The sequence below is a fragment of the Ensifer sp. R1-3 genome, assembly GCF_056739175.1.
This window is the reverse complement of sequence record NZ_CP096516.1, coordinates 1,388,084-1,413,434: the sequence shown is the minus strand read 5'-3', so window position 1 is coordinate 1,413,434 and position 25,351 is coordinate 1,388,084. Positions and strand designations below refer to the sequence as shown.

The window sequence follows — 25,351 nt, the reverse complement described above, 5'->3', positions numbered from 1 at the left end:
CGCATTTCTCAAACGGGAGGAACAATGGCCGCCATCGCCAACCCGCGTCAATTCCTGGAGAGCCTGTTCGCCTCTGCCGTGTCCGCCGCTGATCCGGAACGAGTCATCGCCGCAAATCTGCCGGAGCGGCCGAAGGGGCGCACGGTCGTCATCGGAGCCGGCAAGGGCGCTGCTCAGATGGCCCGGGCGCTCGAATCCGTCTGGGAGGGGCCGCTCAGCGGCGTGGTCGTCACGCGCTACGGCTTCGGTGCGCATTGCAAGAATATCGAGGTGCTCGAAGCCTCCCATCCCTTGCCGGACGAGGGCGGGCTGAAGGCGTCGAAGCGGCTCCTCGCGGCGGTCAGCGGCCTGACCGGGGACGACCTGGTCGTGGCGCTGATCTGCGGCGGTGGTTCGGCGCTCCTGCCCGCACCGCCACCGGCGCTTTCGCTCGAGGATGAAATTGCCGTCAATCGGGCGCTTCTCGCGTCAGGCGCGCCGATCAGCGCGATGAACGCGGTACGCAAGCACGTTTCCTTGATCAAGGGCGGCCGCCTGGCCGCTGCGGCCCATCCGGCCAGGGTCGTCTCCCTCGTCGTCTCCGATATTCCCGGCGACGACGCGGCGCTGGTCGCATCCGGCCCGACGATCGCCGACGCAGCCAGCCGCGAGGACGCCCTGAAGATCGTCGCGCGCTATCGTCTCGCTTTGCCGGAAAAGGTCATGCGCTGGCTGGCAAGCGCTGCTGCGGATGCGCCGAGACCTTCCGATCCGCGTTTTGCCCGCAACGAGGTGCAGCTGATCGCTTCGGCAGGCGTCTCGCTGGAGGCCGCGGCGTCCAGGGCCCGGGCCGCGGGTATCGAGGCCGTCATTCTTTCCGATGCGATCGAAGGGGAGGCGCGCGACGTGGGGCTTGTTCATGCGGCGATTGCGCGCGAGACGGCGCTGCGCGGCCGGCCCTTTCCGAAGCCCGCCCTCCTGCTCTCGGGCGGCGAAACGACGGTGACGGTCCGGGGCGAAGGACGCGGCGGGCGCAACAGCGAGTTCCTGCTGTCGCTGGCGCTCGGCATAGACGGCATCGGCGGGATCTCGGCGCTCGCTGCGGACACCGACGGCATCGACGGATCCGAGGACAATGCCGGCGCCTTCGCCGATCATACGACGATCGCCCGCCTGCTGGCGCGGCGCCTGGATGCCGCTGCGCTGCTTCACAAAAACGACAGCTGGGCGGCCTTCGATGCGCTTGGAGACCTTTTCAAGCCGGGCCCGACCGGCACGAACGTCAATGATTTCAGGGCGGTGCTGATCCAGTGATCGGTGCCGGCGCCCAAAGACAATTGGTCCACCAGGGAGGAAAGACCATGATACCTCTACCGATCCGCCCGCTTTCGCACAGCGAGTTCGCACCCTTCGGCGATGTCATCGAGCCTGACGACGCGAAGAGCTTTCCGATCAACGCCGGCAAATGCATCCGCTATCACGACCTTGCGAGGGTGGAGACGAGCGGCCCGGAAGCCCGAACGCTGGTCAGCCTCTTGAAGGGCGAACCCTATGACATCCCATTGACGCTGAAGATGGTGGAACGGCATCCGCTCGGAAGCCAGGCCTTCATCCCGCTGACGGGAAATCCCTTCCTCGTGGTCGTGGCGCCCGACGAAGGCGGGGAGCCCGGCGAGCCGATCGCCTTCGAGACCGGGCCGGGCCAGGGGGTCAACATCGCGCAAAATGTCTGGCACGGAATTCTGACGCCGCTTCGTTCGACCTCCGAATTCGTCGTCATTGACCGCGGCGGCAGCGGATGTAATCTCGAGGAGCATTTCTTCGAAAAGCCTTATCAGGTCGAATACGCTTGACCGACGCGCGTCCCGCACTTGTTGCGGGGCGCTCGAACTCTTAGGTTCGGTGCTTCCGAGTCCGTGACCTTTGAGCAATGCAGCACTTCGCCAGGAAAATGTGGGGAGAAACCGGTTGGGGCATGCCGACCTCGCTCGCCCTGCACCTGGCGCTCGCCTTTCTGCTGCTGGTTCGGCTGCCGGATTTGTCTGCGCCGGCAAAGGAACAAAGCGTCAGCGTCGAGCTCGTTCCGCAGCCGAAGAGTGCGGAAAAGCCCGAGCAAAAGCCGAACGCGGCCAAGAGCGAGCAGGCGCGCCCTCAGCCTGAGGCGTTCGAGTCGGCGGCAGCGCCGGCCGAAAAGGAAAAGCCTCCTCAGCCCGAGTTGCCTCCGGCCGCGCCGAAGAAGACCGAAACGCCGAGCGAGACGCCGGAGGCCTCGCGGCCCGCCCCGGCAAAGACGGAGAATACCGCCAGCGAAAAGCCGGCGGAAAGCAGGACAGCGCTTGCGGAATTGCGCGTCGATGCCCGGAGCGCAGCGAACGAGGCGGCCGACGCTGCAGCCGCGCCGCCGGCTGCAGCTGTTCCCCAGGAGAAACCGGTTCTGGAGGAAGCAAGGGCGGAGCCGACGCAGCCACCCGAGGCGAAGGCCGAGCGCGAGGCGAGCCAGCTCGTCCAGGCGAAGGAACTCTATTCTGAAAACGCCCTGTCGGACCCGCGCGTGAAACAGGCGATCGGCAGGCTGCCGCCGAAAAAGCGGATCGTACAGCTCTGCAGCATCGAGGCGCTCGAGCAGGTGCGGCGCGAAATGCCCGGTGCATTTCCGGACATGCTCGTTCCCTTCGGCCCTTCCGGGGGCTTCATCTCGGAAACGGGACTGAACGCCGATGGCGGCGCCTTCCGCAGCCGGTCGACATGGTACGCCATCGACTTCAAATGCGAAGTGAGCCCCGAGACGACATCGGTCACTTCCTTCAGCTTCGCGATCGGCAAGGCGATCCCGAAGAGCGAGTGGGGTGCGCGACAACTGCCGAGCAATTAAACAGTGGGATGGATGGAGGGACTGAATGGCAAGCGCGTATCGCTGGTTGAACGAGCCGGCAAGCTGGGAGGGCGACGAACGCGATCTGTCGCTCAAGACCGACGGCAATACGGACTTCTGGCGCGAAACCTTCTACGGCTTCGTGCGCGATAGCGGACATGCCTATCTTCGTCCGGTTTCTGGCGATTTCACCGCCTCGGCGACGATCGTCGGTCAGTATGAGCAGCTTTACGATCAGGCCGGTCTGATGCTGCGGGTCGACGAGCAGAACTGGATCAAATGCGGTATCGAATATACCGACGGGCTGATGCATTTCAGCGTGGTCGTGACGCGGGGAGTATCGGACTGGTCGGTCATCCCGTTGCACGCAAAGGCGCCTTCGGACCCGCTGGAGGTGCGGCTGACGCGGCATGGGGATGCGGTGCGGGTGCAATTCCGCTTTGGCGAGGAACGCTGGCAGATGGCGCGGCTCTGTCCCTTTTCCGCCGCCGATGCCGAGGTCGGTGTCACTGCCTGCTCTCCGGAGCGCGCAGGCTTTGCGGCAAGGTTCCGCGACTTGAGTCTCGGCCCGCCGATCGCTCGCGCCTTGCACGACGACTGAAGTCCCGACACCGGGGCTTCTGGGAAACTAGGTCAGGCGATCGCGCGCGGCGCCAGGCTGCCGACCGGCCGGCAGGAGTCGCGGATTACCAGTCTTCCCTGGAGGACGAGCCTTCGCGGCGCTTCCGGGCTGGCGCCGGAAAGGCGGTCGAGCACGAGCTGTGCGGCCTGTTCGCCGATCGCCTGGACCGGCTGGGCGATCGTCGTCAGATGCGGCTGGAAGACGTCCGCCCAGGGAAAATCGTCGAAGCTTGCGACCGAAACGTCGTCCGGGCAGTGAAGGCCGATATCCCGGATCGCCTTCATCACCCCGATGACCATCAGATTGTTGGCAGAGAAAATCGCCGTTGGACGCTCGGGACTCGTCAGCAGCTGGAGCGCGGCGGTATAGGCGTCCTTCTCCCGAAAATTGCCGATCCGGATCAGGTCCTCCTCGCAGGGGAGCCCCGCCGCCTCCAACGCTGCCCGATAGCCGGCAAGACGCTCCCGTCCAGTGGACGTGTCGAGGGAGCCGGAAATATAGCCGATGCGCCGATGGCCGAGGCCGAGCATATAGATGGTTGCGTCCTGAACCGCGCGGCGATTGTCGAGCACGACCGCATCGGTGTCGATGCCGTCGCAAAGCCGGTCGATCAGCACGGTCGGAAGATTGGCGCTCGCGATCATGCGTTTCAGCGTCTCGTCGTCTCCGGCGGGCGCGATGATCAGGCCGTCCACGCTCCGGTCGATCAACAGGGCGATCTGCTCGTCCTGCAGGGCGACGTCCTCGTCGTTGCAGCAGAGCATCACGGCGTAGCCGGCCCGATGCAGCACGTCCTGGATGACGGCCACGACATCGGTGAAGAACGGATTGGTGATATCGGCAACCATCAGGCCTACGGTGCGGGTCGTGCCGAGCTTGAGGCTGCGGGCGATGGCGTTGCGCTTGTAGCCTATGAGGCCGATCGCCTGCTCGATGCGGTTGCGCAATTCCGGACTGACCGGGGCCGAACCGTTGATCACGGCCGAGACCGTCGCCACGGAGACATGCGCCGCCTTGGCGACGTCGAGCATGGTCGGTGCACCGGACTTTCTTGAATTTCGTCGCTGCTGCATCTCGCCCGAAACGTTTTGATGATTTGCTCGCTAAACTGTATTTGAATCGCTGAAATTACGCAATGCAGGCCGGAGCGCCCCGCTTGACAGTGTCGAAACGTTTAGAATAGGCTGCGGGAAATAGGCGAATAGAGCGTCAGATGTCGGCGGTAGGGAGGCTGCCAATATCATGCGCGATGCTATCCCCCGTGATTCGGTCACCACTGAATCCGACCGGCCAATTCTGGCGGCCGAAGCGATCTCGAAGTCGTTCGGCGGCGTCGCGGCGCTCAAGGATGTGCGCTTCGAACTGCGCGCGGGCGAAATCCACGCGCTCATGGGCGAGAACGGCGCCGGCAAGTCGACGCTGATGAAGGTCCTGTCCGGTGTCTACACGGACTACGAGGGCGCCGTCCGTGTAGATGGAGAAACCGTCCGCTTCTCCAATGTGCGCGATGCCGAGGCTGCCGGGATCGCCATCATCCATCAGGAACTCAACCTCGTCCCCGAACTCGGTGTCGCCGACAACATCTTCCTCGGCCGCGAACGGGTGATCGCCGGTCTTTTCGTGGATCGCAAGGCGAGCCTGGAGGCCGCACGAGGGCTGTTGAACCGCCTCGGAATCGAACTCGACCCGGAGGCGCGTGTGGGGCAATTGCGGGTCGGCGAACAACAGCTCGTCGAGATCGCGAAGGCCCTGTCCGTGGAAGCGCGCATTCTGATCATGGACGAGCCGACCTCGGCCCTTTCGCCGGGCGAGTGTCGGCGCCTCTTCAAGATCATGCGGCAACTTGCAGCCGACGGCGTCGGCATCATCTATATTTCGCACCGGATCGACGAGGTCATGCAGCTCAGCGACCGGGTCACCGTCTTCCGCGATGGCCGCCATGTGTGGGCCCGGCCGATGGCCGGACTGGACGAGAATACGATCATCGCCGCAATGGTGGGCCGCAACCTCCTCGACGCGCACCGGCGCGACCGGGGCAAAGGCGGCGGCGAGCCCGTCCTTTCGGTCAGGGACCTGTCGCTTGCCGTATCCGGACGCCATGGCTGGCGCGACGTGCTGAAGGGGGTGAGCTTCGACGTTCGCGCCGGCGAAATCCTCGGCATCGGCGGCTTGCTCGGCGCGGGGCGCACGGAAATCCTGGAGACGATCTTTGCATCGAATGAAGGCCTTCGCGGCGGCGAAATCCGGCTGGACGGCATCGCCGTCAATATCCGTTCGCCACGCGATGCTCGCCGCCTCGGTTTTGCTCTGGTGACGGAGGACCGCAAGGCGAAGGGGCTGCATCTTCATGAATCGATCAGAGACAATGTGGCCCTGCCGCTTGTTGGAAGGCTCGCACGATTCGGCCTGCGCTCCTTCGAAGGCGAGCGTGCGCTTGCGAAAGGGGCGGTCGATGCGCTCGGCGTTCGCTGCGCCGGGGCCGGTCAGGCGGCCGGAACCCTCTCCGGCGGCAACCAGCAGAAGGTCGTCATCGGCAAGTGGCTGGCGACCGGTCCGCGTGTCCTTCTTCTCGATGAGCCGACGCGCGGCATCGACGTCGGTGCGAAGCGCGAGATCTATGATCTCATCTTCAAGCTCGCCGGCGACGGGCTGGCGATCGTGGTGGTCAGTTCCGAATTGCCGGAGCTTCTGCTCCTCGCTGACCGCATTCTGGTGATGGCCGAGGGGCGGCAGACCGGACTCATCTCCCGGGAGGAGGCGAGCGAGGAGCGCATCATGCAGCTCGCCGCACCGAGGAGCGCGCGCGGAAGGGCGGTTGCATGAATTTCCTGAAGGCTCTCTCGCGCACGAAACTCTATTGGGGGCTGATCGCCATTTTCCTGATCGGAGTCCTGTCCTCACCGCTGACGTCATCGGGCAGGAACATCTTTCTCTCCTCCGGCAATCTCCTCGACGTGTTGCGGCAGGTATCGACCACCGGGCTGATCGCCACCGGCATGACGGCCGTCATTCTGACCGGCGGCATAGACCTTTCTGTCGGCTCGCTGATGGCGATCTGCACCGTCGTCTGCGCGATGCTCTTGACCGTTCCGGGGGACACGGCCGCCCTCTATCTGGGGCTGCCGGCCGTCGGACTTGCCGTCCTGGTCGTCGGTGCGGCGGCCGTACGCTTCGTCTTCCTGAATATCGAGAAATCCCGTGCGGGCGTGACGCATATCCGCGACATCCAGCTTGACCGGACACGCGGTACCGTTCTGCCTGCCGCAGCCGGCATCGTTCTCTGTGCCCTGGTTCTGAGCTTCCTCTTGCCTCAGATGCAGACGAAATTCGGCGTGCTCGGCGTTCTGCTCGTTGCGCCGGCGGTCGGCCTCATGTTCGGCGCAGTCAACGGCGTGATCATCGTGGTCGGACGGTTGCAGCCATTCATCGTCACGCTTGCCATGATGGTCACGGCGCTCGGCATCGCCCGGCTCACCGCCGGGCAGAACAACGCCGTTCTGCCGGTCTATACCGGCAGCAATGCCACCGCCGACTTCGATATGCTGCGGCAGCTAGTCTTCGGCATCGTGCCGATGCCCGGCATATTCTTCATCGTCGCGATTCTTCTCTACGGCGCGGTGCTGCGCTTCACGCCTTTCGGCCGCTATGTCTACGCCATCGGCGGAAACGAGGAGGCGGCGCGCCTTTCCGGCATCAATGCGGGCCGGGTGAAGATCGTCACCTATGCGGTATCGGGTCTCCTCGCGGGCATCGCCGCGGTGCTCTATGTGGCGCAGTACCGCCAGGGCAAGCCGGACGCCGGCGCGGGCCTCGAACTGGATGCGATCGCGGCAGTGGTCATCGGCGGGACGAGCCTGATGGGAGGACGCGGGAGCCTTGCCGGGACGTTCTGCGGCGTCCTGATCTTCGGCCTGCTCTCCAACATCCTGCAGCTCCACAACATCAATTCCAATCTTCAGCTGGTGCTGAAGGGCGTGATCATCATCGGCACCGTGCTCGTTCAGGAGCGCAATGCCTACGATCTTCTCGCGCAGTTGCGGCTGCCGGGCGCAAGCCGGCGCCCGGCTCAAGGAGACACGTCCGTGGAGGAGCGGACGTCGAGAGAGACGTTGTCCATAACAATGGGAGGAAAGAAGAAATGAAACGCCGTGACATCCTGAAACTGACGGCGGTCGCCGCCGTGCTCGCCGCGACGACCGCGCTCATGCCGGCGGACGACGCCCTGGCCCAGGACAAGAAGTTTCGCATCGGCTTCAGCCAGGCGACGACGATCGAGCCGTGGCGCGCGCAGTTCAACAAGGACATCATTGCCGAGGCGGCAAAGCATCCGGATGTCGAGCTGATCATAACCGACGGTGAGGACAGGACGGAAAAGCAGGTGGCCGACGTCGAGAACCTCATTCGCCAGGAGGTGGACGCATTGCTCGTATCGCCGAAAGAGTCCGCAGGGCTCACCGGCGTGGTGCAGCAGGCGATCGATGCCAAGATCCCGGTCTTCGTTCTCGACCGCAATGTCGAGACCGACCAGTACACCCAGTTCGTCGGCGGCGACAACAAACTGATCGGCCGCGCGGCCGGCGAGTATGCGGTCGAGCTTCTCGGCGGCAAGGGCAAGGCTGAAGGCAATATCGTCGAGATATGGGGCGGCATGGGTACCCAGCCGGCGCATGACCGCCACGACGGCTTTCACGAGTTCACCGACAAGGAGCCCGGCATCAAGAACCTGCTCGATCAGCAATCCGGCGACTGGAAGCAGGACCAGGCCTACAACATCATGGCGACGGCGCTGCGCAACAACGAGAAGATCGACCTCGTATACGGCCACAACGATCCGATGGCCTATGGCGCCTATCTGGCGGCGAAGGACGCAGGCCGTGAGAAGGAAATGAAGTTCATCGGCATCGATGCGCTCCCGAACGAAGGCGTGACCTGGGTCAACAACGGCGAACTGACCGCGACCTTCCTCTATGCGACGCCGGGAGCGGAGGGTCTGCGCCAGGCGGTGAAGTTCCTGAAGGGGGAAAAGGTCGAAAAGACCGTCACGCTCGACACGATGAAGGTGACCAAGGAAAACGCCGCGCAGATCCTGAAGGACAACGGCCTTTAAGAGCCCTAGCGCGGACGCGCTGCGGCAAACGCAAAGTCTGCATGCTCTCCTCGGTCCGATTTGAGGAAGCGTGCAGCGGGCGGGCGGCGGATACGAGGGACCGCCCGCCTTACCTCTCATCGCATCATCGACAGCGCCGTGGCGAAGAAATCCTCGCCGCCGAAATTGCCCGATTTCAGCGTCAGCAACATGTCGTTTCCGCCAGTGCCGATCGTCCTCAGCAGAGGGACGCCGGGGGCGATCTCCGGACCGATCAGGAAAGCCGGGATGCCGAGCCTGTCGACGGTTGCGCCGGAGGTCTCTCCGCCGGCGACGACGAGGCGTCTCACGCCGCGCTCGACCAGTTCGCCCGCGATCGCGGCGGTTGCCGTCTCGACCGCGTGCCCGGATGCCTCTCGCCCGTATCGCGCCTGCAAACGCGAAACGACCTCAGGTGCGGCGCTCGCGGCGATGGCCACCGGGCCCTCGCCAATCCGTTCCCCGGCCCAGGCAATCGCTGCGGAAATCTCGTCCGATCCGGCGAGGAGCTTTTCCGTGTCGAGCCGCAGCACCGGCATATGCAGTTCCGCCGCATCGAGCTGCTTCAGCGTTGCCGCCGAACAACTGCCTGCGACCACCGCGGCAAGACCGCCGACGGGGCGGATGGCTTCGTTTTCCCCGTCGCTTGCCGAAGCCCGGCCGGAGCGTAGAAGCGCGCGGGCGAGGCCGAGGCCGAGGCCCGACGCGCCGGTCGAAACGGGCATTTCGAGCGCTGCCTTTCCGAGCGTTTCGAGATCGCGTTCGAAGACCGCATCCGCGATCGCCGCGGCGGCACCTTCGGCGCGTAACCGATCGAGCCGCGCCCTTACCGCATCGGCTCCGTCCGTCACGGTCGGCAGGTCGATGAGGCCGACCTTGCCGCGCGATTGGCGGGTGAGCACCCTTGCCAGGTTGGCATCCCGCATCGGGTTGAGGGGATGGTCTTTCAACGGGCTTTCGTCGAGCGGCTGGCCGTTGACGAAAAGATGGCCGAGATAGACGGTGCGTCCCGTTTCCGGAAAGGCCGGCGTGACGAGGGCGATGTGGCCGCCCGAGACGCTCAGAAGCGCTTCGGTCACCGGCCCGATATTACCGAGATCCGTCGAATCGAAGGTAGAGCAGATCTTGTAGAGCACATGGCCGGCGCCGCGGCCACGCAGCCAGCTTTCGGCCGCGAGGGCGGCGGCCACGGCGTCCTTCGCTGCGACCGAGCGGATCTTCAGGGAAACGACCACTGCATCGACGTCGGGAAGGGCGAGCGACGGATCGGGAATGCCGACCGTCTGCACGGTGCGAAGCCCGTTCTTCGTCAGCGTGTTGGCGAGATCGGAGGCGCCCGTGTAGTCGTCGGCGATCGATCCGAGGAGGATTGTCATGGGTCAGCTCCGTCGAAAGGGTTTGAACCAGCCGAGGCCGTCGAGCGTCTGGCCGCGCGGGTTGTATTCGCAGCCGACGAAGCCGCCATAGCCGAGCCGGTCGATTTCTTCAAAGAGGTAGTGATAGTTCAACTCCTCGCCATCCGGCTCGTGCCGCGAGGGCACGCTGGCGATCTGGATATGGCCGGTGACCGGCATAAGGTGGCGGAGTGCCATTGCGACGTCGCCGTGCAGGATCTGCCGGTGATAGATGTCGAATTGCAGCTTGAGGTTGGGGAGCGCGAGCTCGGCGATGAGCCGCTCGGCGGTCCCGAAATCGTTGAGGAAATATCCCGGCATGTTGCGGCCGTTGATCGGTTCGATGAGGAGATCGATGCCCTCGTCGGCCAGGCGCTCGGCGGTACAGGCGACCGAGCGGCGGTAGCAGGATGCGGCCTCGCGGTCGCGCGGATCAGCAAGACCTGCCATCAGGTGCAGGCGCTTGGCGCCGGTCGCGGCCGCGTAGTCGAGCGCCTTGTCGACATCCGATTTCAACGCATCGAAGCGGCCGGGCAGGGCGGCGATGCCGCGTTCGCCGGCTGCCCAATCGCCCGGCGGCAGGTTGAACAGTGCCTGCTCGAGACTGTTGCGGGCAAGCCGTTCGGCGATCGCTTCCGGCGGCACCTCGTAGGGAAAAAGATACTCGACGGCTGCGAACCCGGCGTCGGCGGCCGCGTCGAAGCGGTCGAGGAACGGCAACTCGGTGAACATCATCGTCAGATTGGCGGCAAAAACGGGCATGCGCGTCTTCCTTATGGATTATTCGTGCCGGGCAGCGTGGCCCCGGAGAGCTGGGCGTAGAGCCGCGCGAGGGAGGAGTCGTCGTCGCGCCCCATGCCTGCGCCCGAGGCTGCAAGATACATCTGCAGTGCGGCCGCCACGAGCGGCACCGGATAGCGCTCCGCGCGCGCCATATCCTGGACGATGCCGAGGTCCTTCACGAAAATCTCGATGGCGCTCAGCGGGGCGTAATCTCCCGCGAGCACATGCGGGATGCGGTTTTCGAACATCCAGGAATTGCCGGCCGAAGCGGTGATCACCTCGTATACTTTGTCGAGGTCCAGCCCCTGTTTGGCCGCGAAGGCGATCGCTTCGCAGGCGGCCGCAATGTGCACGCCGGCGAGAAGCTGGTTGATCATCTTGAAGGCGGCGCCGGTCCCGGCGGTCCCGCCGAGTTCGTAGACCTTGGCGGCCATGGCGTCGAGGGCCGGTCGGGCGGCTGCGAAGGCCTGCGGCGAACCGGAAGCCATGATCGTCAGTTCGCCCTTAGCCGCCTTTGCGGCGCCGCCTGAGATCGGCGCGTCGAGATAGTGAAGCCCGAGTGCTTCGAGCCGCTGCGCCAGGTCGCGCGCGATCGCCGGATCCATGGTCGCAGACGATATGAAGGCGGCACCGGGCTTCATGGCGCCTGCGACGCCATTTGGACCGAACAGAACGGCTTCGGTCTGCGCGCCGCTCACGACGACCGAAACGATGATGTCGGCGCCCGTCACGGCCTCGCCTGGCGTTCCCGCTCCGCGACCGCCCTCGGCGACGAAACGCTCCACTGCGGGCGGGGCAACGTCGTAGCCCAAGACGTCGAGGCCCGCGCTTTTCATCGAGCACGCCATACCGAAGCCCATCGAGCCGAGCCCGAGCACTGCGATCTTCGATGCCATTTCGTCTCCTCCAGTTGCCAGGGCACCCGTTCTAGTGAGCTTTGGCAGCGCTGCCAACCAAAATTGGTAGCGCTGCCAAAAATTTCCGCCTATGAAGGCGATCAGACCCCTGAACGGCCACGTCAAACTGGAACAGGCGCGAAGTGACGACGGACTTCAAGCAGCAGACGACCGTAACGCTTGCAGAGGTGGCGGAAGCCGCGGGTGTGGGCGAGAGCACCGTTTCCCGCGTGCTGCGCAATCACGGCTCGTTCTCCGGCAAGGCCCGGGAGCGCGTGTTGGATGCGGTCGAGCGGCTTGGCTACGTCCCGAACCGGATCGCCGGCACCCTGGCCTCGGCCGGGTCCCGCCTCGTCGCCTTCGTCATCCCGTCGCTCACCAACATCGTGTTCCCGGACGTGCTGCGGGGTGCAGGCGCCGTTCTGGAGGAAAATCGCTATCAGGCCGTCTTTTCCGTGACGGACTATGAGCCGGAGCGCGAGGAGGCCCTTGTCGCCGCCATGCTCGCCTGGCGGCCCACGGCGGTGATGCTTGCCGGCTTCGAGCATACGGAGGGCACGCTCAAGATGCTGCGGGCGAGCGGCTGTCGTGTCGTCGAACTGCTCGACATCGACGGGACCGCCATAGACCTGGCGGTCGGCTTTTCCAATCGCGAGGCGGGTCGCGCAAGCGCCGAATTCCTGTTGAAGCGAGGTTATCGCCGGATCGGCTATGTCGGCCACGATCTCGGCCGAGACACGCGCGCCGGCAAACGCTTCGAGGGCTTTCGTGAAGCGCTGAACCTGGCCGGCGTCCCCCTCGTGGATCGGGAAATCCGGGCGGGCGCTTCTTCGGTCGGGAGCGGGCGGGCGGGACTCGAGCAGCTTCTTCGAAGGGCTCCGGGGCTCGATGCGGTCTATTTCTCGAACGACGACATGGCGCTCGGCGGATATTTTCATTGTCTTGCACGCACCATTCCCGTTCCCACCAGGCTCGCCCTTTTCGGCCACAACGGCCTCGATATCGGCCAGGCCACGCCGCAACCTCTGACGACCATTCGTACGCCTCGCGTCGCGACGGGAAAGCTGGCGGCTGAGTTGGTCATCAACGATCACCCGTCCCACGTCGCCGATCTTGGATTTGAACTTATCGAAGGCGCTACAGCCTGAACGGAAAGGACCACCAATGTCAGAAACGCGTCTTCGCGAAGAAATCTGCCGCTACGGCCGGTCCCTCTTCGAGCGGGGCCTGACACCCGGCTCTTCCGGAAACATATCGATGAGACTCGAAGACGGCGGCTGGCTGGTGACGCCCACCAACGCCTCGCTCGGCTTCCTCGACCCCGCGCGCATTTCGCGGCTCGATGCCGGCGGCCGGCTCGTCTCGGGCGACAAGCCGACGAAGGAGATTCCCCTTCATTCCGCCCTCTACGAAACGCGCGGCAGCGCCCGTGCGATCGTGCATCTCCATTCGACCCACGCGGTCGCGCTGACGATGTTGCCGGAGATCGATCCGCGGGCGGCCCTTCCGCCGATGACGCCCTATTACCTCATGCGGGCCGGGGAGACGGCGCTCGTGCCCTATTACCGCCCCGGAGACCCGGCCGTCGCCGATGCGATCCGCGGGCTTGCGGGCAGATATTCCTCCGTGCTGCTCTCCAATCACGGTCCGGTCGTTGCCGGCGACAGTCTGGAGGCAGCGGTCTTTGCGACGGAGGAACTGGAGGAGACAGCCAAGCTCTACCTGCTGCTGCGCAACCTCAATCCCCGCTACCTTAGCCCGCAGCAAGTCGTCGATCTTGTCGAAACGTTCAATCTCGACCTGCCGTCGCTCGGCGACCATGAAGGGCATGATCACGGATAGAGTTAGAGTGCCTCTATTTTGCCCCTCACCCTAGCCCTCTCCCCGCGCGCGGGGAGAGGGGACGTGCCCCTGGAAAGCGCCGGCGATATTGGTTGCAATGACGAACCCGCGAGTCCCTTCTCCCCGTCAAAAACGCTACGGCATGCACATATCTCTTGCGCGCCGGTGCGGCGGGTACTGCTCATGAAAGGGATCCCTCGGGAACCCAACCGCCTCAACCCCGCTCGGTCGGGATTGCCCCTCAACCGGCTGCCGCCACCTTCTCCCCGCAGGCGGGGAGAAGGGATATGCCGCGCCCGCTCGCTCCCTCGGGCGGGCGGTGAATGCGGGGTTCAGTTGGGTAGTGTGCTGAAGGTTCTGCAAATTCACTGAGAGAGGCGGTCATGGCAGGCTGGTGATGTTGACGTCACCTGATTCCCTGGAAGGAACGCCACCATGACCAAGACTGAAGGTAAGACAGCCAGCGCCGCCGTCAAAGACATTTTGCTTTCGAACCCCGATGGGCTGCGCGAGGTGATCCGCACGGTGATGCAGGAGGTGCTGGAAGCGGAGATGGACGAGGCGCTGGGAGCTGCGAAAGGCGAGCGCACGCCGGAGCGGCTCGGCTACCGTTCGGGCCACTATGGCCGCACGCTGATCACGCGGGTGGGCAAGCTCGAGCTGCGGGTGCCGCAGGATCGCTCGGGGCACTTCTCCACCGAATTGTTCGAACGCTATCAGCGCTCCGAGCGGGCGCTGGTGGCAACCTTGGCGGAGATGTATGTGCAAGGGGTGTCGACGCGGAAGGTCAAGGCGATCACCGAGGAGCTGTGCGGCCATGCCTTCTCGGCGTCATCGATCTCGGCGATCAACAAGCGGCTGGACGAGAGCCTGAAGGCCTTTGCCGAGCGCCCGCTTGAAGAGCCGTTTGCCTACCTGATCCTCGATGCCCGTTATGAGAAGGTGCGCGAGGCCGGTGTGGTGATGAGCCAGGCGGTGTTGATCGCTGTCGGCATCGACTGGGACGGACGGCGGCAGATCCTGTCGGTCGAGATGGCCGGCCGTGAAAGCCGTTCCGCCTGGAAGGACTTCCTCGTCAGGCTGAAAGGGCGCGGTTTGAAGGGCGTCGAACTGGTGGTCTCCGACGACCATGCCGGTCTCGTCGCGGCAATTGGCGAGGTGATCCCGGAAGCTGCCTGGCAGCGCTGTTACGTGCATTTCCTCAGGAACGCCCTCGATCACCTGCCGCGCAAACATGGCGACGATTGCCTGCAGGAGCTTCGATGGCTCTATGATCGCCGCGACCTTGATGAGGCGAAGGCCGATCTCGCCGCGTGGCTGGGAAAATGGTCGGTCCGCTATCCGCGCCTGACCTCCTGGGTTGAGGAAACCATCGAGCAGACGCTGACCTTCTTTCGTCTGCCGCGCCAGCATCACAAGCACCTCAAGAGCACCAACATGCTGGAACGCCTCAACGAGGAAATCCGCCGCAGAACCTACGTCGTGCGCATCTTTCCCAATACCGAGAGCTGCCTACGCCTCGTCCGCGCGCTCGCCGTCGAAACCCACGAAAACTGGATGGAGGCCAATCGCTACATCAACATGGACGACCTGCGAGAGCACAAGAAACTCGCACTCCGTCAAGCCGCATGACCAGCACGCATGACCGCCCAATTTTGCAGAACTTGACGCACACAACCTTCAGTTGGCGCCGCTTGTCCCTTCTCCCCGCCTGCGGGGAGAAGGTGCCGGCAGGCGGATGAGGGGCGGCCGAGCGTCTCCCAACCCACCGCGGCGCACAACAAGCGCCGTGCATTTTTGGTGCGCTGCCGCAACGAACCTCTCTTGACCGCGCCCTCCTATAGGCACTCTATTTGTCATACTGATCTGCTGGACCAACCAGTGGATCAGTTGGAGGCGCCGCGGTGAACGGAAGTCCAATCCTCACGCATATGCCTAAAGTCGGGAAGAGCCTCGAGCGCCGTACCGCGCGCGACCTCATTGCCGACAAGCTTATGGTGCTGGTTGCGACCAACATGCTGAGGCCGGGCGATGTGCTGCCGGGCGAGCGCGAGCTTGCGAGCGTGCTCCATGTGAGCCGCGAGACGGTGCGCGGGGCAATCCAGACGCTGGCGGCGCGCGGTGTGGTCGAGGTGTCGCAAGGAAGCCGAACGCGCGTCGGGAATGTCGATCTGAGCCATGTCACAGTGACGATCGCTTCCCCGAACGCGATCGACAGCTACGATCTCGAGGACGTTCACGCCGCAAGGCTTCACATCGAGCTGAAGGTGGTCGGCGACGCGGCCGAAAACATCGATGAAGAGGCGCTGCGCAAGCTTGACAGCCTTCTCGACGCGCAGAAGATCTGCGGCGACGACGCGATGCGCTTTCTGATCTGCGACCGCGAGTTCCATGTGGCGATCTACCGGGCCTGCGGCAATCCGCTGCTCTCCGATTTCGTCACAGACCTTTACACCTATATGATGGACTACCGGCGCAGCGCCATGTCACGGCCGGGAGCAATCGAAGCGAGCTACAAGGATCACAGCGACATCGTTGCCGCCTTGAGGCGGCATGACCGGGCGGCCGTCGTCGCCGCCTTTCACCATCATCTGATCCGGATCTATGAAACGACGAAGGCTCTGCTGGCGGACGAGGAGGCAAACGGAAGGAACAGAAAGTCGAGCTGAGCCAGGACTGACCGGGTGGCTGAACAGGAGGAGGTTCGCCGAAAATGCATGTAATGGTCATAGGTGCCGCCGGCATGATCGGCCGGAAGCTGGTCGAAAGGCTGGCCGCGGAGCCCGGTTCTCTAGGACGCGAGATCGCCAGCCTGACATTGGCGGACGTGGTGGAGCCGCCCCTGCCGCCGGCGTTTTCGTCGCTTGCGACGACGCTTGCGATCGACCTGTCCACCGAGGGCAGCGCAGAGCGCCTGATCTCGTCGCGGCCGGACGTGATCATCCATCTCGCGGCGATCGTCTCGGGAGAGGCGGAGGCCGATTTCGACAAAGGCTACCTCGTCAATCTCGACGGCACACGCGCGCTCTTCGAGGCGATCCGCCGCGAGGGACAACGTGAGCGCTACCTCCCGCGCGTCCTCTTCGCCTCCTCTATCGCCGTCTTTGGCCAGCCGTTTCCGGAAAAGATCGGCGACGAGTTCTTCACCACGCCGCTGACCAGCTACGGGACGCAAAAGGCTATCTGCGAACTGCTGCTCGCCGATTATACCCGCCGCGGCTTCTTCGACGGTATCGGCATTCGGCTGCCGACCATCTGCATCCGGCCCGGAAAGCCGAACAAGGCCGCATCCGGCTTCTTTTCCAACATCCTGCGCGAGCCGCTCGTCGGCCAGGAAGCTATCCTGCCGGTGGACGAGAAAGTCCGGCATTGGTTCGCGAGCCCGCGCTCGGCCGTGGTCTTCTTCATCCATGCGGCGCGAATGGACACGGGTGTCATCGGGCCGCGGCGCAACCTCACCATGCCGGGGCTCTCGGCGCTGGTCGGCGAGGAGATCGAGGCGCTCGCCCGCATTGCCGGCCAGAAGGCCGTAAGCCTCATCCGACGCGAGCCGGATCCGGTGATCCAGACGATCGTCTCCGGCTGGGCGACCGACTTCGATGCCCGCCGTGCGCGGGAACTCGGCTTCACGGCCGAGAGCAACTTCGACGAGATCATCCGGATCCATATCGAAGACGAACTCGGAGGAAGGGTCTGAGATGGCGCAAGGGAAGGGATCGGGCGAGGGCAGGATCGCGCTGGTCACGGGCGGCGGGACCGGTGTCGGCCGCGGCATCGCCCAGGCCTTGAGTGCGGAAGGCTACAGCGTCGTCATTACCGGCCGCCGTCCGGATGTACTCGACGCTGCGGCCGGCGAAATCGGCGGGCGGACCGGCAATATCGTCCGCGCGGTCGTCTGCGATGTCGGCGATCCGGATCAGGTCGCGGCTCTCTTCGCCGCCGTCCGGGCGGAATTCGCCCGGCTGGACCTCCTCGTCAACAATGCCGGCTCGAACGTGCCGCCCGTGCCCCTCGAAGAGGTGACCTTCGAACAGTGGAACGGTATCGTCGCGGCGAACCTGACGGGCGCCTTTCTGTGCACGCAACATGCCTTCCGGATGATGAAGGCGCAGACGCCGCGAGGGGGCCGGATCATCAACAACGGCTCGATTTCCGCGCAGACGCCGCGGCCCAATTCGGCGCCCTATACCGCGACCAAGCACGCCATTACCGGCCTCACGAAATCGACGGCGCTCGATGGCCGGATGCACGACATCGCCTGTGGCCAGATCGACATCGGCAATGCCGCGACCGACATGACCGCGAGGATGAGCACCGGCGTGCTGCAGGCCAATGGCGAGGTTGCGGCGGAGCCGACGATACCGATCGAGCACATCGCCGAGGCGGTCGTCTACATGGCGAGCCTGCCGCTCTCGGCCAATGTTCTCACGATGACCGTGATGGCGACCAGGATGCCGCTGGTCGGCCGCGGATAAAAAGAGGTTTTCAGCCTGGCGCGGTCGCGCAAACGATGATTTGGGCGGACGCAAGGATAAAGATCAGTTCTGGGAGGAACGCAAATGGCAGGCGTGGATTTTGTCGATGTCCGGAAGTCCTTCGGTGCTTTCCCTGTCATCAAGGGCGTGAACATCGAGATCGAGGATGGCGAGTTCGTCATTCTCGTCGGCCCTTCCGGTTGCGGCAAATCCACCTTGCTTCGGATGCTGGCGGGCCTCGAAAACATCACCGCGGGCGAAATCCGCATCGGCAACCAGGTGGTCAACCGCTTGCCGCCGAAGGACCGCGACATCGCCATGGTGTTCCAGAATTATGCGCTCTATCCGCATATGACGGTCGCCGACAACATGGCCTTCTCGCTGATGCTGGCAGCGAGACCGAAATCCGAAATCGACAAACGCGTCGGTGTGGCGGCCGAAATTCTTGGCCTTTCGAAGCTGCTGGACCGCTATCCGCGTCAGCTTTCCGGCGGTCAGCGCCAGCGCGTCGCCATGGGGCGGGCGATCGTGCGCGACCCGCAGGTGTTTCTCTTCGACGAACCACTTTCCAATCTCGATGCCAAGCTGCGCGTCGCCATGCGCGCCGAGATCAAGGAACTGCACCAGCGGCTGAAGACCACGACCGTCTACGTGACGCATGACCAGATCGAGGCGATGACCATGGCCGACAAGATCGTCGTCATGCATGACGGCATCGTCGAGCAGATCGGCGCACCGCTCGAGCTCTACGACAACCCCGCCAATCTCTTCGTGGCCGGTTTCATAGGCTCGCCTGCGATGAACATGCTCAAGGGCCGCCTCGATCCGGCCGATCCGAGTGTCTTCCTCACGGCCGACGGAACGGCTCTGCCCGTGGCGCGGCCGGCGGCAGCCGCCCAGGGGCGCGATCTCGTCTACGGACTGAGGCCCGAATACATGGCTCTCGATCCGAACGGGCTGCCGGCCGAAATCGCGGTGATCGAGCCGACCGGCTACGAGACGCAGTTGATCGCAAGGCTCGGCGGCCACGATGTGACCTGTGTTTTCCGCGAGAGGGTGAATGCCAAGCCCGGCGAAACGATCCATCTCGCAATCGATGCCGCGCATGTGCACTTGTTCGACGCCGGAACCGGACGGCGGCTGGTCGCCTGACGTCGCTGACGAAGGGAGGAGCCTTCGTGGGCCAATAAAGATGCCAGGCAGTGGCCGGCATCGCTCAAGCCGCATTCGCCAAGCGGGACGGTGAATGCGGAGAAAGACGCTCCCGCTTTTTGAGGAGGAGTAGCATGCCGATAAAGAGACGTGATTTTCTCGCAACCTCCGCCGCACTCGCCGGCGTTGCGGGTCTGGGCATCCGCCCGTCCTTCGCGCAGGCCGAGCCGAGCTACAAGCCGGAGGAGGGGGCAAGCCTCAGGCTTCTCAGATGGACGCCCTTCGTCAAGGGCGATGAAGACGCCTGGATCGCCAATACCAAGAAGTTCACGGAGGCGACGGGCGTCGAAGTCCGCATCGACAAGGAAAGCTGGGAGGACATCCGGCCGAAGGCGGCGGTTGCCGCCAATGTCGGCTCCGGCCCTGATATGGTGATGTGCTGGTTCGACGACGCACATCAATATCCGGACAAGCTCGTCGACCTGACGGAGCTCGCCGACTATCTCGGCAACAAATATGGTGGATGGTACGACGGCCTGAAGGGCTATGCGAGCCGCGACGGGCAGTTCATCGCCATGCCGCTGGCCGCGATCGGCAACGCCGTCTGCTACCGCGAGAGCCACATGAAGGCGGCCGGCTTCAGTGAATTCCCGAAGGACACGGCCGGCTTTCTCGAACTCTGCAAGGCTCTCAAAGCCAAGGGAACCCCGGCCGGTTTCCCCCATGGAAAAGCGGTCGGCGACGGCAACAACTACGCCCATTGGCTTCTGTGGAGCCATGGCGGCAAGATGGTCGACGAGAGCGGCAAGGTCACGATCAACAGCCCGGAAACGCTCGCTGCGGTCAATTACGCGAAGTCGCTATACGAGACGTTCATCCCGGGTACCGAAAGCTGGCTCGACATCAACAACAACCGCGCCTTCCTTGCGGGGCAGGTATCGCTGACGGCAAACGGCGTGTCGCTCTACTATGCGGCCAAGAAGGACGCGGCCCTTGCGGAGCTTGCAGCCGACATCCGCACGACCAACTTCCCGGTCGGTCCGGTCGGCCAGAGCGTCGAACTCCACCAGACGAGCTCGATCCTGCTGTTCAAGCACAGCAAGTATCCCGAAGCCGCCAAGGCCTATCTCAAGTTCATGATGGAAGCCGACCAGATGAACGCCTGGATCGAGGGGTCGAGCGCCTATTGCTGCCAGCCGCTGAAGGCCTTTGCCGACAACCCGGTGTGGACTTCGGACCCGATCCACGCACCCTATGCGCGCGCCTCGGAGACGCTGCGGCCGAACGGCTATGCCGGACCGCTCGGCTATGCCTCGGCAGGCGTCATGGCCGACTACGTCCTGGTCGACATGTTCGCCAGTGCCGTCACCGGCCAGGCGACGCCGGAAGACGCTGTCATCGAGGCCGAGCGGCGGGCGAACCGCTATTATCGGGTCTGATCCAGCCGCTGCCTACAGCGCCGCGCGTCTTATCAGACGCGCAAAGGTCGCTGTAGCACTTTGATCTGCTGCATGTTTTTGTCCTTTAATCGGATAGGATTAAAGGAAACATGCAGTAGGGCCGCCTCAAAGCCGGCAGCAAACGCTGCCGGCAAATGCCTCGAGACCCGTTCCTCCAGCCGGAGAAGCCCGATGTCCTCCATAACGCCGTCCGGAAAGCCATCCACCACGGCTTCGCTGATGCAGAACAACAATGTGCTCGGCTTCCTGTTCATGCTGCCGGCAGCCGTCTTTCTGATCTGCTTTCTGACCTATCCGCTCGGGCTGGGCGTCTGGCTCGGCTTCACCGACACCCGCATCGGCCGCGACGGCGTCTTCATCGGGATCGAGAATTACGAGTTTCTGGCCCGGGATTCGGTCTTCTGGCTGTCGGTCTACAACACGCTGCTCTACACCTTCGTGGCGTCGATCCTGAAATTCGTGCTCGGGCTGTGGCTGGCGCTGCTGCTGAACGAAAACCTGCCTTTCAAATCCTTCTTCCGCGCGATCGTGCTCCTGCCCTGGGTCGTGCCGACGGTGCTTTCGGCGCTCGCCTTCTGGTGGATCTACGATTCGCAGTTTTCCATCATCTCCTGGTCGCTGATGCAGCTCGGCATCATCGACGGGCCGATCAACTTCCTGGGCGACCCGAACAACGCGCGCGCTTCCGTCATTGCCGCCAATGTCTGGCGCGGCATTCCCTTCGTGGCGATCTCGCTTCTCGCCGGCCTGCAGACGATCCCGGCTTCGCTGCAGGAGGCAGCCTCGCTCGATGGCGCCACCAGCTGGCAGCGTTTCCGCTATGTCACCCTGCCGATGCTGACCCCGATCATCGCGGTCGTCATGACCTTCTCGGTGCTCTTCACCTTCACCGATTTCCAGCTGATCTACGTGCTGACCAAGGGCGGGCCGGTCAACGCAACCCATCTGATGGCGACGCTCTCGTTCCAGCGCGGCATTCCGGGCGGGCAGCTCGGGGAGGGGGCGGCGATCGCCGTCGCCATGATCCCCTTCCTGCTCGCCGCCATCATGTTCAGCTTCTTCGGCCTGCAACGCCGCAAATGGCAGCAGGGCGGCCAGGATTGAGCGGGAGGACAAAAATGAACACGACCACACGAACCGACGACGAGGTCCTCACCGACACGGCCGAGGGCATGAGCTATCTGAACCGCCTGCCGCGGCGGATCGTGGTGCTTTACCTGCCGATGGCGGTCTTCGTCTTCGTATTGCTCTTCCCGTTCTACTGGATGGCGATCACGGCGGTGAAGCCGAATGCGCAGTTGACCGACTACAACAATTATAGCCCCTTCTGGGTGGTCCGTCCGACGCTCGACCACATCAAATATCTGCTCTTCGAGACCTCCTATCCGGGCTGGCTCTGGAACACGATGCTGGTGGCCGTAGGCTCGACCATCCTGTCGCTTGCCGCATCGGTTTTCGCGGCCTATGCGATCGAGCGGGTGCGCTTCACCGGCGCGCGGCCCGTCGGGCTGCTGATCTTCCTCGCCTATTTGGTGCCGCCGTCGATCCTGTTCATCCCGCTCGCCTTCATCGTCTTCAAGTTCGGCATCTACGATTCCAAGCTGGCGCTGATCTTCACCTATCCGACGTTCCTCATACCGTTCTGCACCTGGCTCCTGATGGGCTATTTCCGCTCGATCCCCTTCGAACTCGAAGAAAGCGCGCTGGTGGACGGAGCCACGCGCTGGCAGATTCTGGTGAAGATCATCCTGCCGCTCGCGGTGCCGGGCCTGATATCGGCCGGCATCTTCGCCTTCACGCTCTCGTGGAACGAGTTCATCTACGCGCTGACATTCATCCAGTCCTCGGAGAACAAGACCGTACCGGTCGGCGTGCTGACGGAACTGGTGCGCGGCGACGTCTTCGAATGGGGCGCGCTGATGGCGGGCGCACTGTTCGGTTCGCTGCCCGTGGTCATTCTCTACTCCTTCTTCGTCGATTATTACGTGTCGTCGATGACGGGAGCGGTGAAGGAGTGAGTTTCCCTCATCGTCTGACGAGGAGGAGGGCAAATGTCACGAGGATCACCGCGAATGGCGCCCAGGCGCCCGCATCCTCCAGGGCCAGCAGGGTGAGGGCGCTGAAGGCGCACCAGAGGACCGGAATGGGCAGAAGCAGCCAGAGCTTCTGCGGCATGAGCGCCACGAGGGCGCCGAGCGTCACGGCAACGGTCGGATCCGGCATTGCACCGAAGGACTCGGCCGAGGCGGGCGCGCGGCCGGCAAGCAGCGGGCCGAAAGGATAGCCGAGCGAGCCGAAGACCATCAGGCCGATGCCGCCACGCCGGCGCAGGCTGTTCGCGGGCAATGCGCCGCGTTGCGTCCACCGGATCGCGACAAGCAGCAAACCGGCCTGCAGCATGAAGGCCGCCGTCGCATAGGACATCGCCCAATTAATGGTGGAGTAACGCAGCCACAGAAATTGCCACGCGCAGAAGAGCCAGGCCAGGGCCAGCGTCGCCATGGCCGCGGCGCGGGCGCGCCGTCCGTCCGTTGCGGTGGCGAAAAGGATGGCAAGCGCGCCCGCGACGAAGACCAGCTGAAGCGGCCAGAGTCCCTGATTGTAGCGTTCGACGAGGCGAAAATAGACGCGCGGCGAAAACATGAGGAAATCCGCGAGCCTGTAGGTCGCCCAGTCCGACATCACGTCAAATCCGTATCACGCCGCGACAGGGTCATGCTTCAGAGCGCCTCCACATAGGCGGCCATGCGGCGGCGCAGCTTCTCGTCGGGCAGGATGCCTCTTGCGGCCTCCAGATTCTCCCGTACATGGTCGACGCGCGTCGTCGCCGGGATTGCGCAGGTGACCGCCGGATGCGAAATGATGAACTTCAGGAGAAACTGCGCCCAGCTGCGAGCGCCGGTCTCCGCAATCCAGTCCGGCAACGGTTCGTCTTCAATCTGCCGGATCAGATCGCCCTGCCGGAACGGCCGGTTGACGATCACGGCAATGCCCTTCTCCTGCGCCAGCGGCAAGATGCGCTCCTCCACCTCGCGGTCGAGGATATTGTAGGTGACCTGGACGAAATCGATCGGCTGGCTCACCATGATCTGCTCGATCTCCCGGTGCCTGCGCCCCTCCGAGGTGGTGGTGCCGACATAGCGCAGCCGGCCTGCCGCCTTCATGTCGAAGAGCGCGGGCAGGTGCTCCTCCCAGGAGACGAGATTGTGAACCTGCATGAGATCGAATTTTTTGACGCCCCAGTAGTCCTTCGATGCTTCGATCTGGGCCGCGCCTTCGCCGGGGTCCGATATCCAGACCTTTTCCGCCGAGAAGAGCTGCTTCGGATATCCGAGCTTGCCGAGGCCGTAGCCGATGGTCGGCTGGGACGATCCGTACATCGGCGAGGAATCGATCATGCGACCGCCGCCTTCGAAGAAGGCAGCGATCACGGCGGCACATTCGTCCATCAGTACAGGGTCGTCTCCGACGTTGAACGTGATCCAGGTGCCGAGGCCGATGAGCGGCAGCGGTTCTTCGCTCTTCGGTATGACCCGCTTCGTGAGGTCGGCAGCCTGGCCCCACGCCCGCGGCACAAGCGGCAGCGACATACCCATGCCTAGCCCCTGAACGACTGCGCGCCGCGTGAAAGTCATCGCTCGCTCCCTTCGGCCCGAAGCTCTCCAGATCACGATGCTTTTGGGTCAGGTCGACCTGAAAGCATGAACATGATCGATTCCAAGAAGTTGAGACGCGGGATGCGGGCGGAAAACCGCACACACTTTTCCTCATCCCGCGCTAGCCTGTGGCTCACGGGGCGGGATAATAACCCCTGCGGCGCTACTCTGCAGCCACGAACTCGTGAGCGCGGTGCTGTAAAGCTAACTGCGGTGAGCCCGCTCGAGTGCGGCGATATCGAACTTTACCATGGCAAGCATGGCTTCCGTCACGCGCTTCGCTCTTTCGCGGTTCGCATCCGAGATCATCTCGCCGAGGACGCGGGGAACGATCTGCCAGGACAGGCCCCAGCGGTCCTTCAGCCAGCCGCAGTGCTCCGCTTGGCCGCCATTGTCGAGGAAGGCGTGCCAGATGCGGTCGAGCTCTTCCTGGCTGGAGCAGGCGACCTGGATCGAGTAAGCGTGGTTGAAAGGATCGAGAGGACCGGCTTCGAGTGCGGTGAAGTTCTGGTCGCCGAGCCTGAATTCGATCACCGTGACGCTGCCCGGCGGGCCGCTGGGCGTTTCGGCGGGCACGGTGGTGCTGCCCGATATGGCGGAATTCGGGATCGTCGATACGTAGAAGTCGACCGCCTCACGCGCGTTTTCCGGGAACCAGAGATGGGAGATAATCTTGGGCATGGAAGAAATCTCCTTCGATAAGGGGACATTCTGTACGGCCCAAGGACGTTCGGGATTCGCGGTTCCCGACAGACACCATCAGAATATCTTCCACGCCTCCAGGTAGAGCGGATGCGGGCAGCTTTGGGCCCGCATCCGCTCTACCTTTTTGCACCTACGCAATAATCGTCGTAATTCGAGGGATGAAGCGGACTAGCTCCTATGCGCGTTCCGCGGGGTCGCGGAGGGCTCCAGTTCATTGATACCGTCGATGCGCTGATCGTTCGCAGGAACGGCCTCGATCTCGAGATTGTGCTTTGCATGGCGCATGTGCTGCCATTCCCTCTCGAGGCGCAGGAATACGTCCGTCGGCATGAATTTTCTCTGCATTCGACCCTCCACGCGGCTGCGTCGAAGAACACGCAAGGAACTGCT

General features: G+C 63.8%; 25 protein-coding genes. 17 read left to right on the top strand and 8 right to left on the bottom strand.

The features are described from left to right. Positions 1–24 precede the first annotated feature (24 nt). From M1D43_RS23835 to M1D43_RS23820, 4 genes are all read left to right on the top strand, one after another. The gene (locus M1D43_RS23835) at positions 25–1,293 is read left to right on the top strand and encodes a glycerate kinase type-2 family protein (RefSeq protein ID WP_014527783.1); all 1,269 of its coding nucleotides are present in this window, start codon (positions 25–27) and stop codon (positions 1,291–1,293) included. Between the two features lie 47 nt (positions 1,294–1,340). After that, on the top strand, positions 1,341–1,832 hold the full coding sequence (locus M1D43_RS23830; RefSeq protein WP_010976201.1) for an ureidoglycolate lyase: 492 nt from the start codon (positions 1,341–1,343) through the stop codon (positions 1,830–1,832). A 98-nt stretch (positions 1,833–1,930) separates the two neighbouring features. Then, positions 1,931–2,851, top strand: coding sequence for a DUF930 domain-containing protein (locus M1D43_RS23825; protein ID WP_014527784.1), 921 nt, complete (start codon positions 1,931–1,933; stop codon positions 2,849–2,851). A gap of 25 nt (positions 2,852–2,876) precedes the next feature. After that, complete coding sequence (locus M1D43_RS23820; protein WP_010976199.1) at positions 2,877–3,452, top strand: DUF1349 domain-containing protein; 576 nt, start codon at positions 2,877–2,879, stop codon at positions 3,450–3,452. A 32-nt stretch (positions 3,453–3,484) separates the two neighbouring features. Here the strand turns inward: M1D43_RS23820 and M1D43_RS23815 are convergent, their stop codons facing one another. Next, positions 3,485–4,504 carry a LacI family DNA-binding transcriptional regulator gene (locus tag M1D43_RS23815; RefSeq protein WP_010976198.1) on the bottom strand — a complete coding sequence of 340 codons (1,020 nt, stop codon included), beginning with the start codon at positions 4,502–4,504 and terminating at the stop codon, positions 3,485–3,487. Positions 4,505–4,715: 211 nt separating this feature from the next. On the opposite strand from M1D43_RS23815, the gene M1D43_RS23810 reads away from it, so the two are divergent. From M1D43_RS23810 to M1D43_RS23800, 3 genes are read left to right on the top strand one after another with little or no spacing between them, the layout of a single operon-like run. Further along, on the top strand, positions 4,716–6,296 hold the full coding sequence (locus tag M1D43_RS23810) for a sugar ABC transporter ATP-binding protein (protein WP_014527785.1): 1,581 nt from the start codon (positions 4,716–4,718) through the stop codon (positions 6,294–6,296). Continuing rightward, positions 6,293–7,615 (top strand): ABC transporter permease, encoded by a 1,323-nt coding sequence (locus M1D43_RS23805; RefSeq protein ID WP_014527786.1) that lies wholly within the window; start codon positions 6,293–6,295, stop codon positions 7,613–7,615. The genes M1D43_RS23810 and M1D43_RS23805 overlap by 4 nt, the downstream gene beginning before the upstream one ends. Then, positions 7,612–8,580 (top strand): substrate-binding domain-containing protein, encoded by a 969-nt coding sequence (locus M1D43_RS23800; RefSeq protein WP_010976195.1) that lies wholly within the window; start codon positions 7,612–7,614, stop codon positions 8,578–8,580. The genes M1D43_RS23805 and M1D43_RS23800 overlap by 4 nt, the downstream gene beginning before the upstream one ends. A gap of 116 nt (positions 8,581–8,696) precedes the next feature. Here the strand turns inward: M1D43_RS23800 and otnK are convergent, their stop codons facing one another. The 3 genes from otnK to ltnD are packed head-to-tail and all read right to left on the bottom strand — an operon-like array spanning position 8,697 to position 11,671. Then, positions 8,697–9,974, bottom strand: a complete 1,278-nt coding sequence (gene otnK / locus M1D43_RS23795; protein ID WP_014527787.1) for a 3-oxo-tetronate kinase — start codon at positions 9,972–9,974, stop codon at positions 8,697–8,699. Positions 9,975–9,977: 3 nt separating this feature from the next. Then, positions 9,978–10,754 carry a 2-oxo-tetronate isomerase gene (gene otnI, locus M1D43_RS23790; RefSeq protein ID WP_010976193.1) on the bottom strand — a complete coding sequence of 259 codons (777 nt, stop codon included), beginning with the start codon at positions 10,752–10,754 and terminating at the stop codon, positions 9,978–9,980. 11 nt (positions 10,755–10,765) lie between these two features. Next, positions 10,766–11,671 (bottom strand): L-threonate dehydrogenase, encoded by a 906-nt coding sequence (gene ltnD, locus M1D43_RS23785; RefSeq protein WP_014527788.1) that lies wholly within the window; start codon positions 11,669–11,671, stop codon positions 10,766–10,768. 143 nt (positions 11,672–11,814) lie between these two features. Here ltnD and M1D43_RS23780 point away from each other — a divergent pair, with 143 nt between their 5' ends. The 10 genes from M1D43_RS23780 (at position 11,815) to M1D43_RS23735 (ending at position 22,618) form a co-directional block, all read left to right on the top strand. Continuing rightward, on the top strand, positions 11,815–12,819 hold the full coding sequence (locus tag M1D43_RS23780) for a LacI family DNA-binding transcriptional regulator (RefSeq protein WP_010976191.1): 1,005 nt from the start codon (positions 11,815–11,817) through the stop codon (positions 12,817–12,819). 16 nt (positions 12,820–12,835) lie between these two features. Further along, positions 12,836–13,513, top strand: coding sequence for a 3-oxo-tetronate 4-phosphate decarboxylase (gene otnC / locus M1D43_RS23775; protein WP_014527789.1), 678 nt, complete (start codon positions 12,836–12,838; stop codon positions 13,511–13,513). A gap of 435 nt (positions 13,514–13,948) precedes the next feature. After that, positions 13,949–15,145 (top strand): IS256-like element ISRm5 family transposase, encoded by a 1,197-nt coding sequence (locus tag M1D43_RS23770; RefSeq protein ID WP_015242539.1) that lies wholly within the window; start codon positions 13,949–13,951, stop codon positions 15,143–15,145. Positions 15,146–15,417: 272 nt separating this feature from the next. Next, on the top strand, positions 15,418–16,182 hold the full coding sequence (locus tag M1D43_RS23765; protein ID WP_014527790.1) for a FadR/GntR family transcriptional regulator: 765 nt from the start codon (positions 15,418–15,420) through the stop codon (positions 16,180–16,182). A gap of 44 nt (positions 16,183–16,226) precedes the next feature. Continuing rightward, a complete protein-coding gene (denD, locus tag M1D43_RS23760) occupies positions 16,227–17,210 on the top strand; it encodes a D-erythronate dehydrogenase (protein WP_498814289.1) in 984 nt (327 codons plus the stop codon). 1 nt (position 17,211) lies between these two features. Next, positions 17,212–17,988, top strand: coding sequence for an SDR family oxidoreductase (locus M1D43_RS23755; RefSeq protein ID WP_010976186.1), 777 nt, complete (start codon positions 17,212–17,214; stop codon positions 17,986–17,988). Positions 17,989–18,072: 84 nt separating this feature from the next. After that, a complete protein-coding gene (locus M1D43_RS23750) occupies positions 18,073–19,140 on the top strand; it encodes an ABC transporter ATP-binding protein (RefSeq protein WP_010976185.1) in 1,068 nt (355 codons plus the stop codon). A gap of 134 nt (positions 19,141–19,274) precedes the next feature. Beyond that, a complete protein-coding gene (locus M1D43_RS23745; RefSeq protein WP_010976184.1) occupies positions 19,275–20,579 on the top strand; it encodes an ABC transporter substrate-binding protein in 1,305 nt (434 codons plus the stop codon). A gap of 192 nt (positions 20,580–20,771) precedes the next feature. Then, positions 20,772–21,704 carry a carbohydrate ABC transporter permease gene (locus tag M1D43_RS23740; RefSeq protein ID WP_010976183.1) on the top strand — a complete coding sequence of 311 codons (933 nt, stop codon included), beginning with the start codon at positions 20,772–20,774 and terminating at the stop codon, positions 21,702–21,704. Between the two features lie 14 nt (positions 21,705–21,718). Next, positions 21,719–22,618 carry a carbohydrate ABC transporter permease gene (locus M1D43_RS23735; RefSeq protein ID WP_003526374.1) on the top strand — a complete coding sequence of 300 codons (900 nt, stop codon included), beginning with the start codon at positions 21,719–21,721 and terminating at the stop codon, positions 22,616–22,618. Positions 22,619–22,625: 7 nt separating this feature from the next. On the opposite strand, the gene M1D43_RS23730 is transcribed toward M1D43_RS23735, so the two are convergent. The 4 genes from M1D43_RS23730 to M1D43_RS23715 all read right to left on the bottom strand — a co-directional run bounded on the left by M1D43_RS23730 (position 22,626) and on the right by M1D43_RS23715 (position 25,306). Further along, positions 22,626–23,282 carry a DUF6064 family protein gene (locus M1D43_RS23730; RefSeq protein WP_014527792.1) on the bottom strand — a complete coding sequence of 219 codons (657 nt, stop codon included), beginning with the start codon at positions 23,280–23,282 and terminating at the stop codon, positions 22,626–22,628. A 38-nt stretch (positions 23,283–23,320) separates the two neighbouring features. Then, positions 23,321–24,235 (bottom strand): aldo/keto reductase, encoded by a 915-nt coding sequence (locus M1D43_RS23725; protein WP_014527793.1) that lies wholly within the window; start codon positions 24,233–24,235, stop codon positions 23,321–23,323. A 225-nt stretch (positions 24,236–24,460) separates the two neighbouring features. Continuing rightward, on the bottom strand, positions 24,461–24,937 hold the full coding sequence (locus M1D43_RS23720; protein WP_014527794.1) for a VOC family protein: 477 nt from the start codon (positions 24,935–24,937) through the stop codon (positions 24,461–24,463). Positions 24,938–25,129: 192 nt separating this feature from the next. Then, positions 25,130–25,306 carry a hypothetical protein gene (locus tag M1D43_RS23715; protein ID WP_015008144.1) on the bottom strand — a complete coding sequence of 59 codons (177 nt, stop codon included), beginning with the start codon at positions 25,304–25,306 and terminating at the stop codon, positions 25,130–25,132. Positions 25,307–25,351: the final 45 nt, after the last annotated feature.

Coding starts and splice junctions, on each gene's coding strand:
- M1D43_RS23835 (WP_014527783.1), top strand. CDS start 25: ATGGCCGCCATCGCCAACCCGCGTCAATTCCTGGAGAGCCTGTTCGCC.
- M1D43_RS23830 (WP_010976201.1), top strand. CDS start 1,341: ATGATACCTCTACCGATCCGCCCGCTTTCGCACAGCGAGTTCGCACCC.
- M1D43_RS23825 (WP_014527784.1), top strand. CDS start 1,931: ATGTGGGGAGAAACCGGTTGGGGCATGCCGACCTCGCTCGCCCTGCAC.
- M1D43_RS23820 (WP_010976199.1), top strand. CDS start 2,877: ATGGCAAGCGCGTATCGCTGGTTGAACGAGCCGGCAAGCTGGGAGGGC.
- M1D43_RS23815 (WP_010976198.1), bottom strand. CDS start 4,504: ATGCTCGACGTCGCCAAGGCGGCGCATGTCTCCGTGGCGACGGTCTCG.
- M1D43_RS23810 (WP_014527785.1), top strand. CDS start 4,716: ATGCGCGATGCTATCCCCCGTGATTCGGTCACCACTGAATCCGACCGG.
- M1D43_RS23805 (WP_014527786.1), top strand. CDS start 6,293: ATGAATTTCCTGAAGGCTCTCTCGCGCACGAAACTCTATTGGGGGCTG.
- M1D43_RS23800 (WP_010976195.1), top strand. CDS start 7,612: ATGAAACGCCGTGACATCCTGAAACTGACGGCGGTCGCCGCCGTGCTC.
- otnK (WP_014527787.1), bottom strand. CDS start 9,974: ATGACAATCCTCCTCGGATCGATCGCCGACGACTACACGGGCGCCTCC.
- otnI (WP_010976193.1), bottom strand. CDS start 10,754: ATGCCCGTTTTTGCCGCCAATCTGACGATGATGTTCACCGAGTTGCCG.
- ltnD (WP_014527788.1), bottom strand. CDS start 11,671: ATGGCATCGAAGATCGCAGTGCTCGGGCTCGGCTCGATGGGCTTCGGT.
- otnC (WP_014527789.1), top strand. CDS start 12,836: ATGTCAGAAACGCGTCTTCGCGAAGAAATCTGCCGCTACGGCCGGTCC.
- M1D43_RS23770 (WP_015242539.1), top strand. CDS start 13,949: ATGACCAAGACTGAAGGTAAGACAGCCAGCGCCGCCGTCAAAGACATT.
- denD (WP_498814289.1), top strand. CDS start 16,227: ATGCATGTAATGGTCATAGGTGCCGCCGGCATGATCGGCCGGAAGCTG.
- M1D43_RS23755 (WP_010976186.1), top strand. CDS start 17,212: ATGGCGCAAGGGAAGGGATCGGGCGAGGGCAGGATCGCGCTGGTCACG.
- M1D43_RS23750 (WP_010976185.1), top strand. CDS start 18,073: ATGGCAGGCGTGGATTTTGTCGATGTCCGGAAGTCCTTCGGTGCTTTC.
- M1D43_RS23745 (WP_010976184.1), top strand. CDS start 19,275: ATGCCGATAAAGAGACGTGATTTTCTCGCAACCTCCGCCGCACTCGCC.
- M1D43_RS23740 (WP_010976183.1), top strand. CDS start 20,772: ATGTCCTCCATAACGCCGTCCGGAAAGCCATCCACCACGGCTTCGCTG.
- M1D43_RS23735 (WP_003526374.1), top strand. CDS start 21,719: ATGAACACGACCACACGAACCGACGACGAGGTCCTCACCGACACGGCC.
- M1D43_RS23730 (WP_014527792.1), bottom strand. CDS start 23,282: ATGTCGGACTGGGCGACCTACAGGCTCGCGGATTTCCTCATGTTTTCG.
- M1D43_RS23725 (WP_014527793.1), bottom strand. CDS start 24,235: ATGACTTTCACGCGGCGCGCAGTCGTTCAGGGGCTAGGCATGGGTATG.
- M1D43_RS23720 (WP_014527794.1), bottom strand. CDS start 24,937: ATGCCCAAGATTATCTCCCATCTCTGGTTCCCGGAAAACGCGCGTGAG.
- M1D43_RS23715 (WP_015008144.1), bottom strand. CDS start 25,306: ATGCAGAGAAAATTCATGCCGACGGACGTATTCCTGCGCCTCGAGAGG.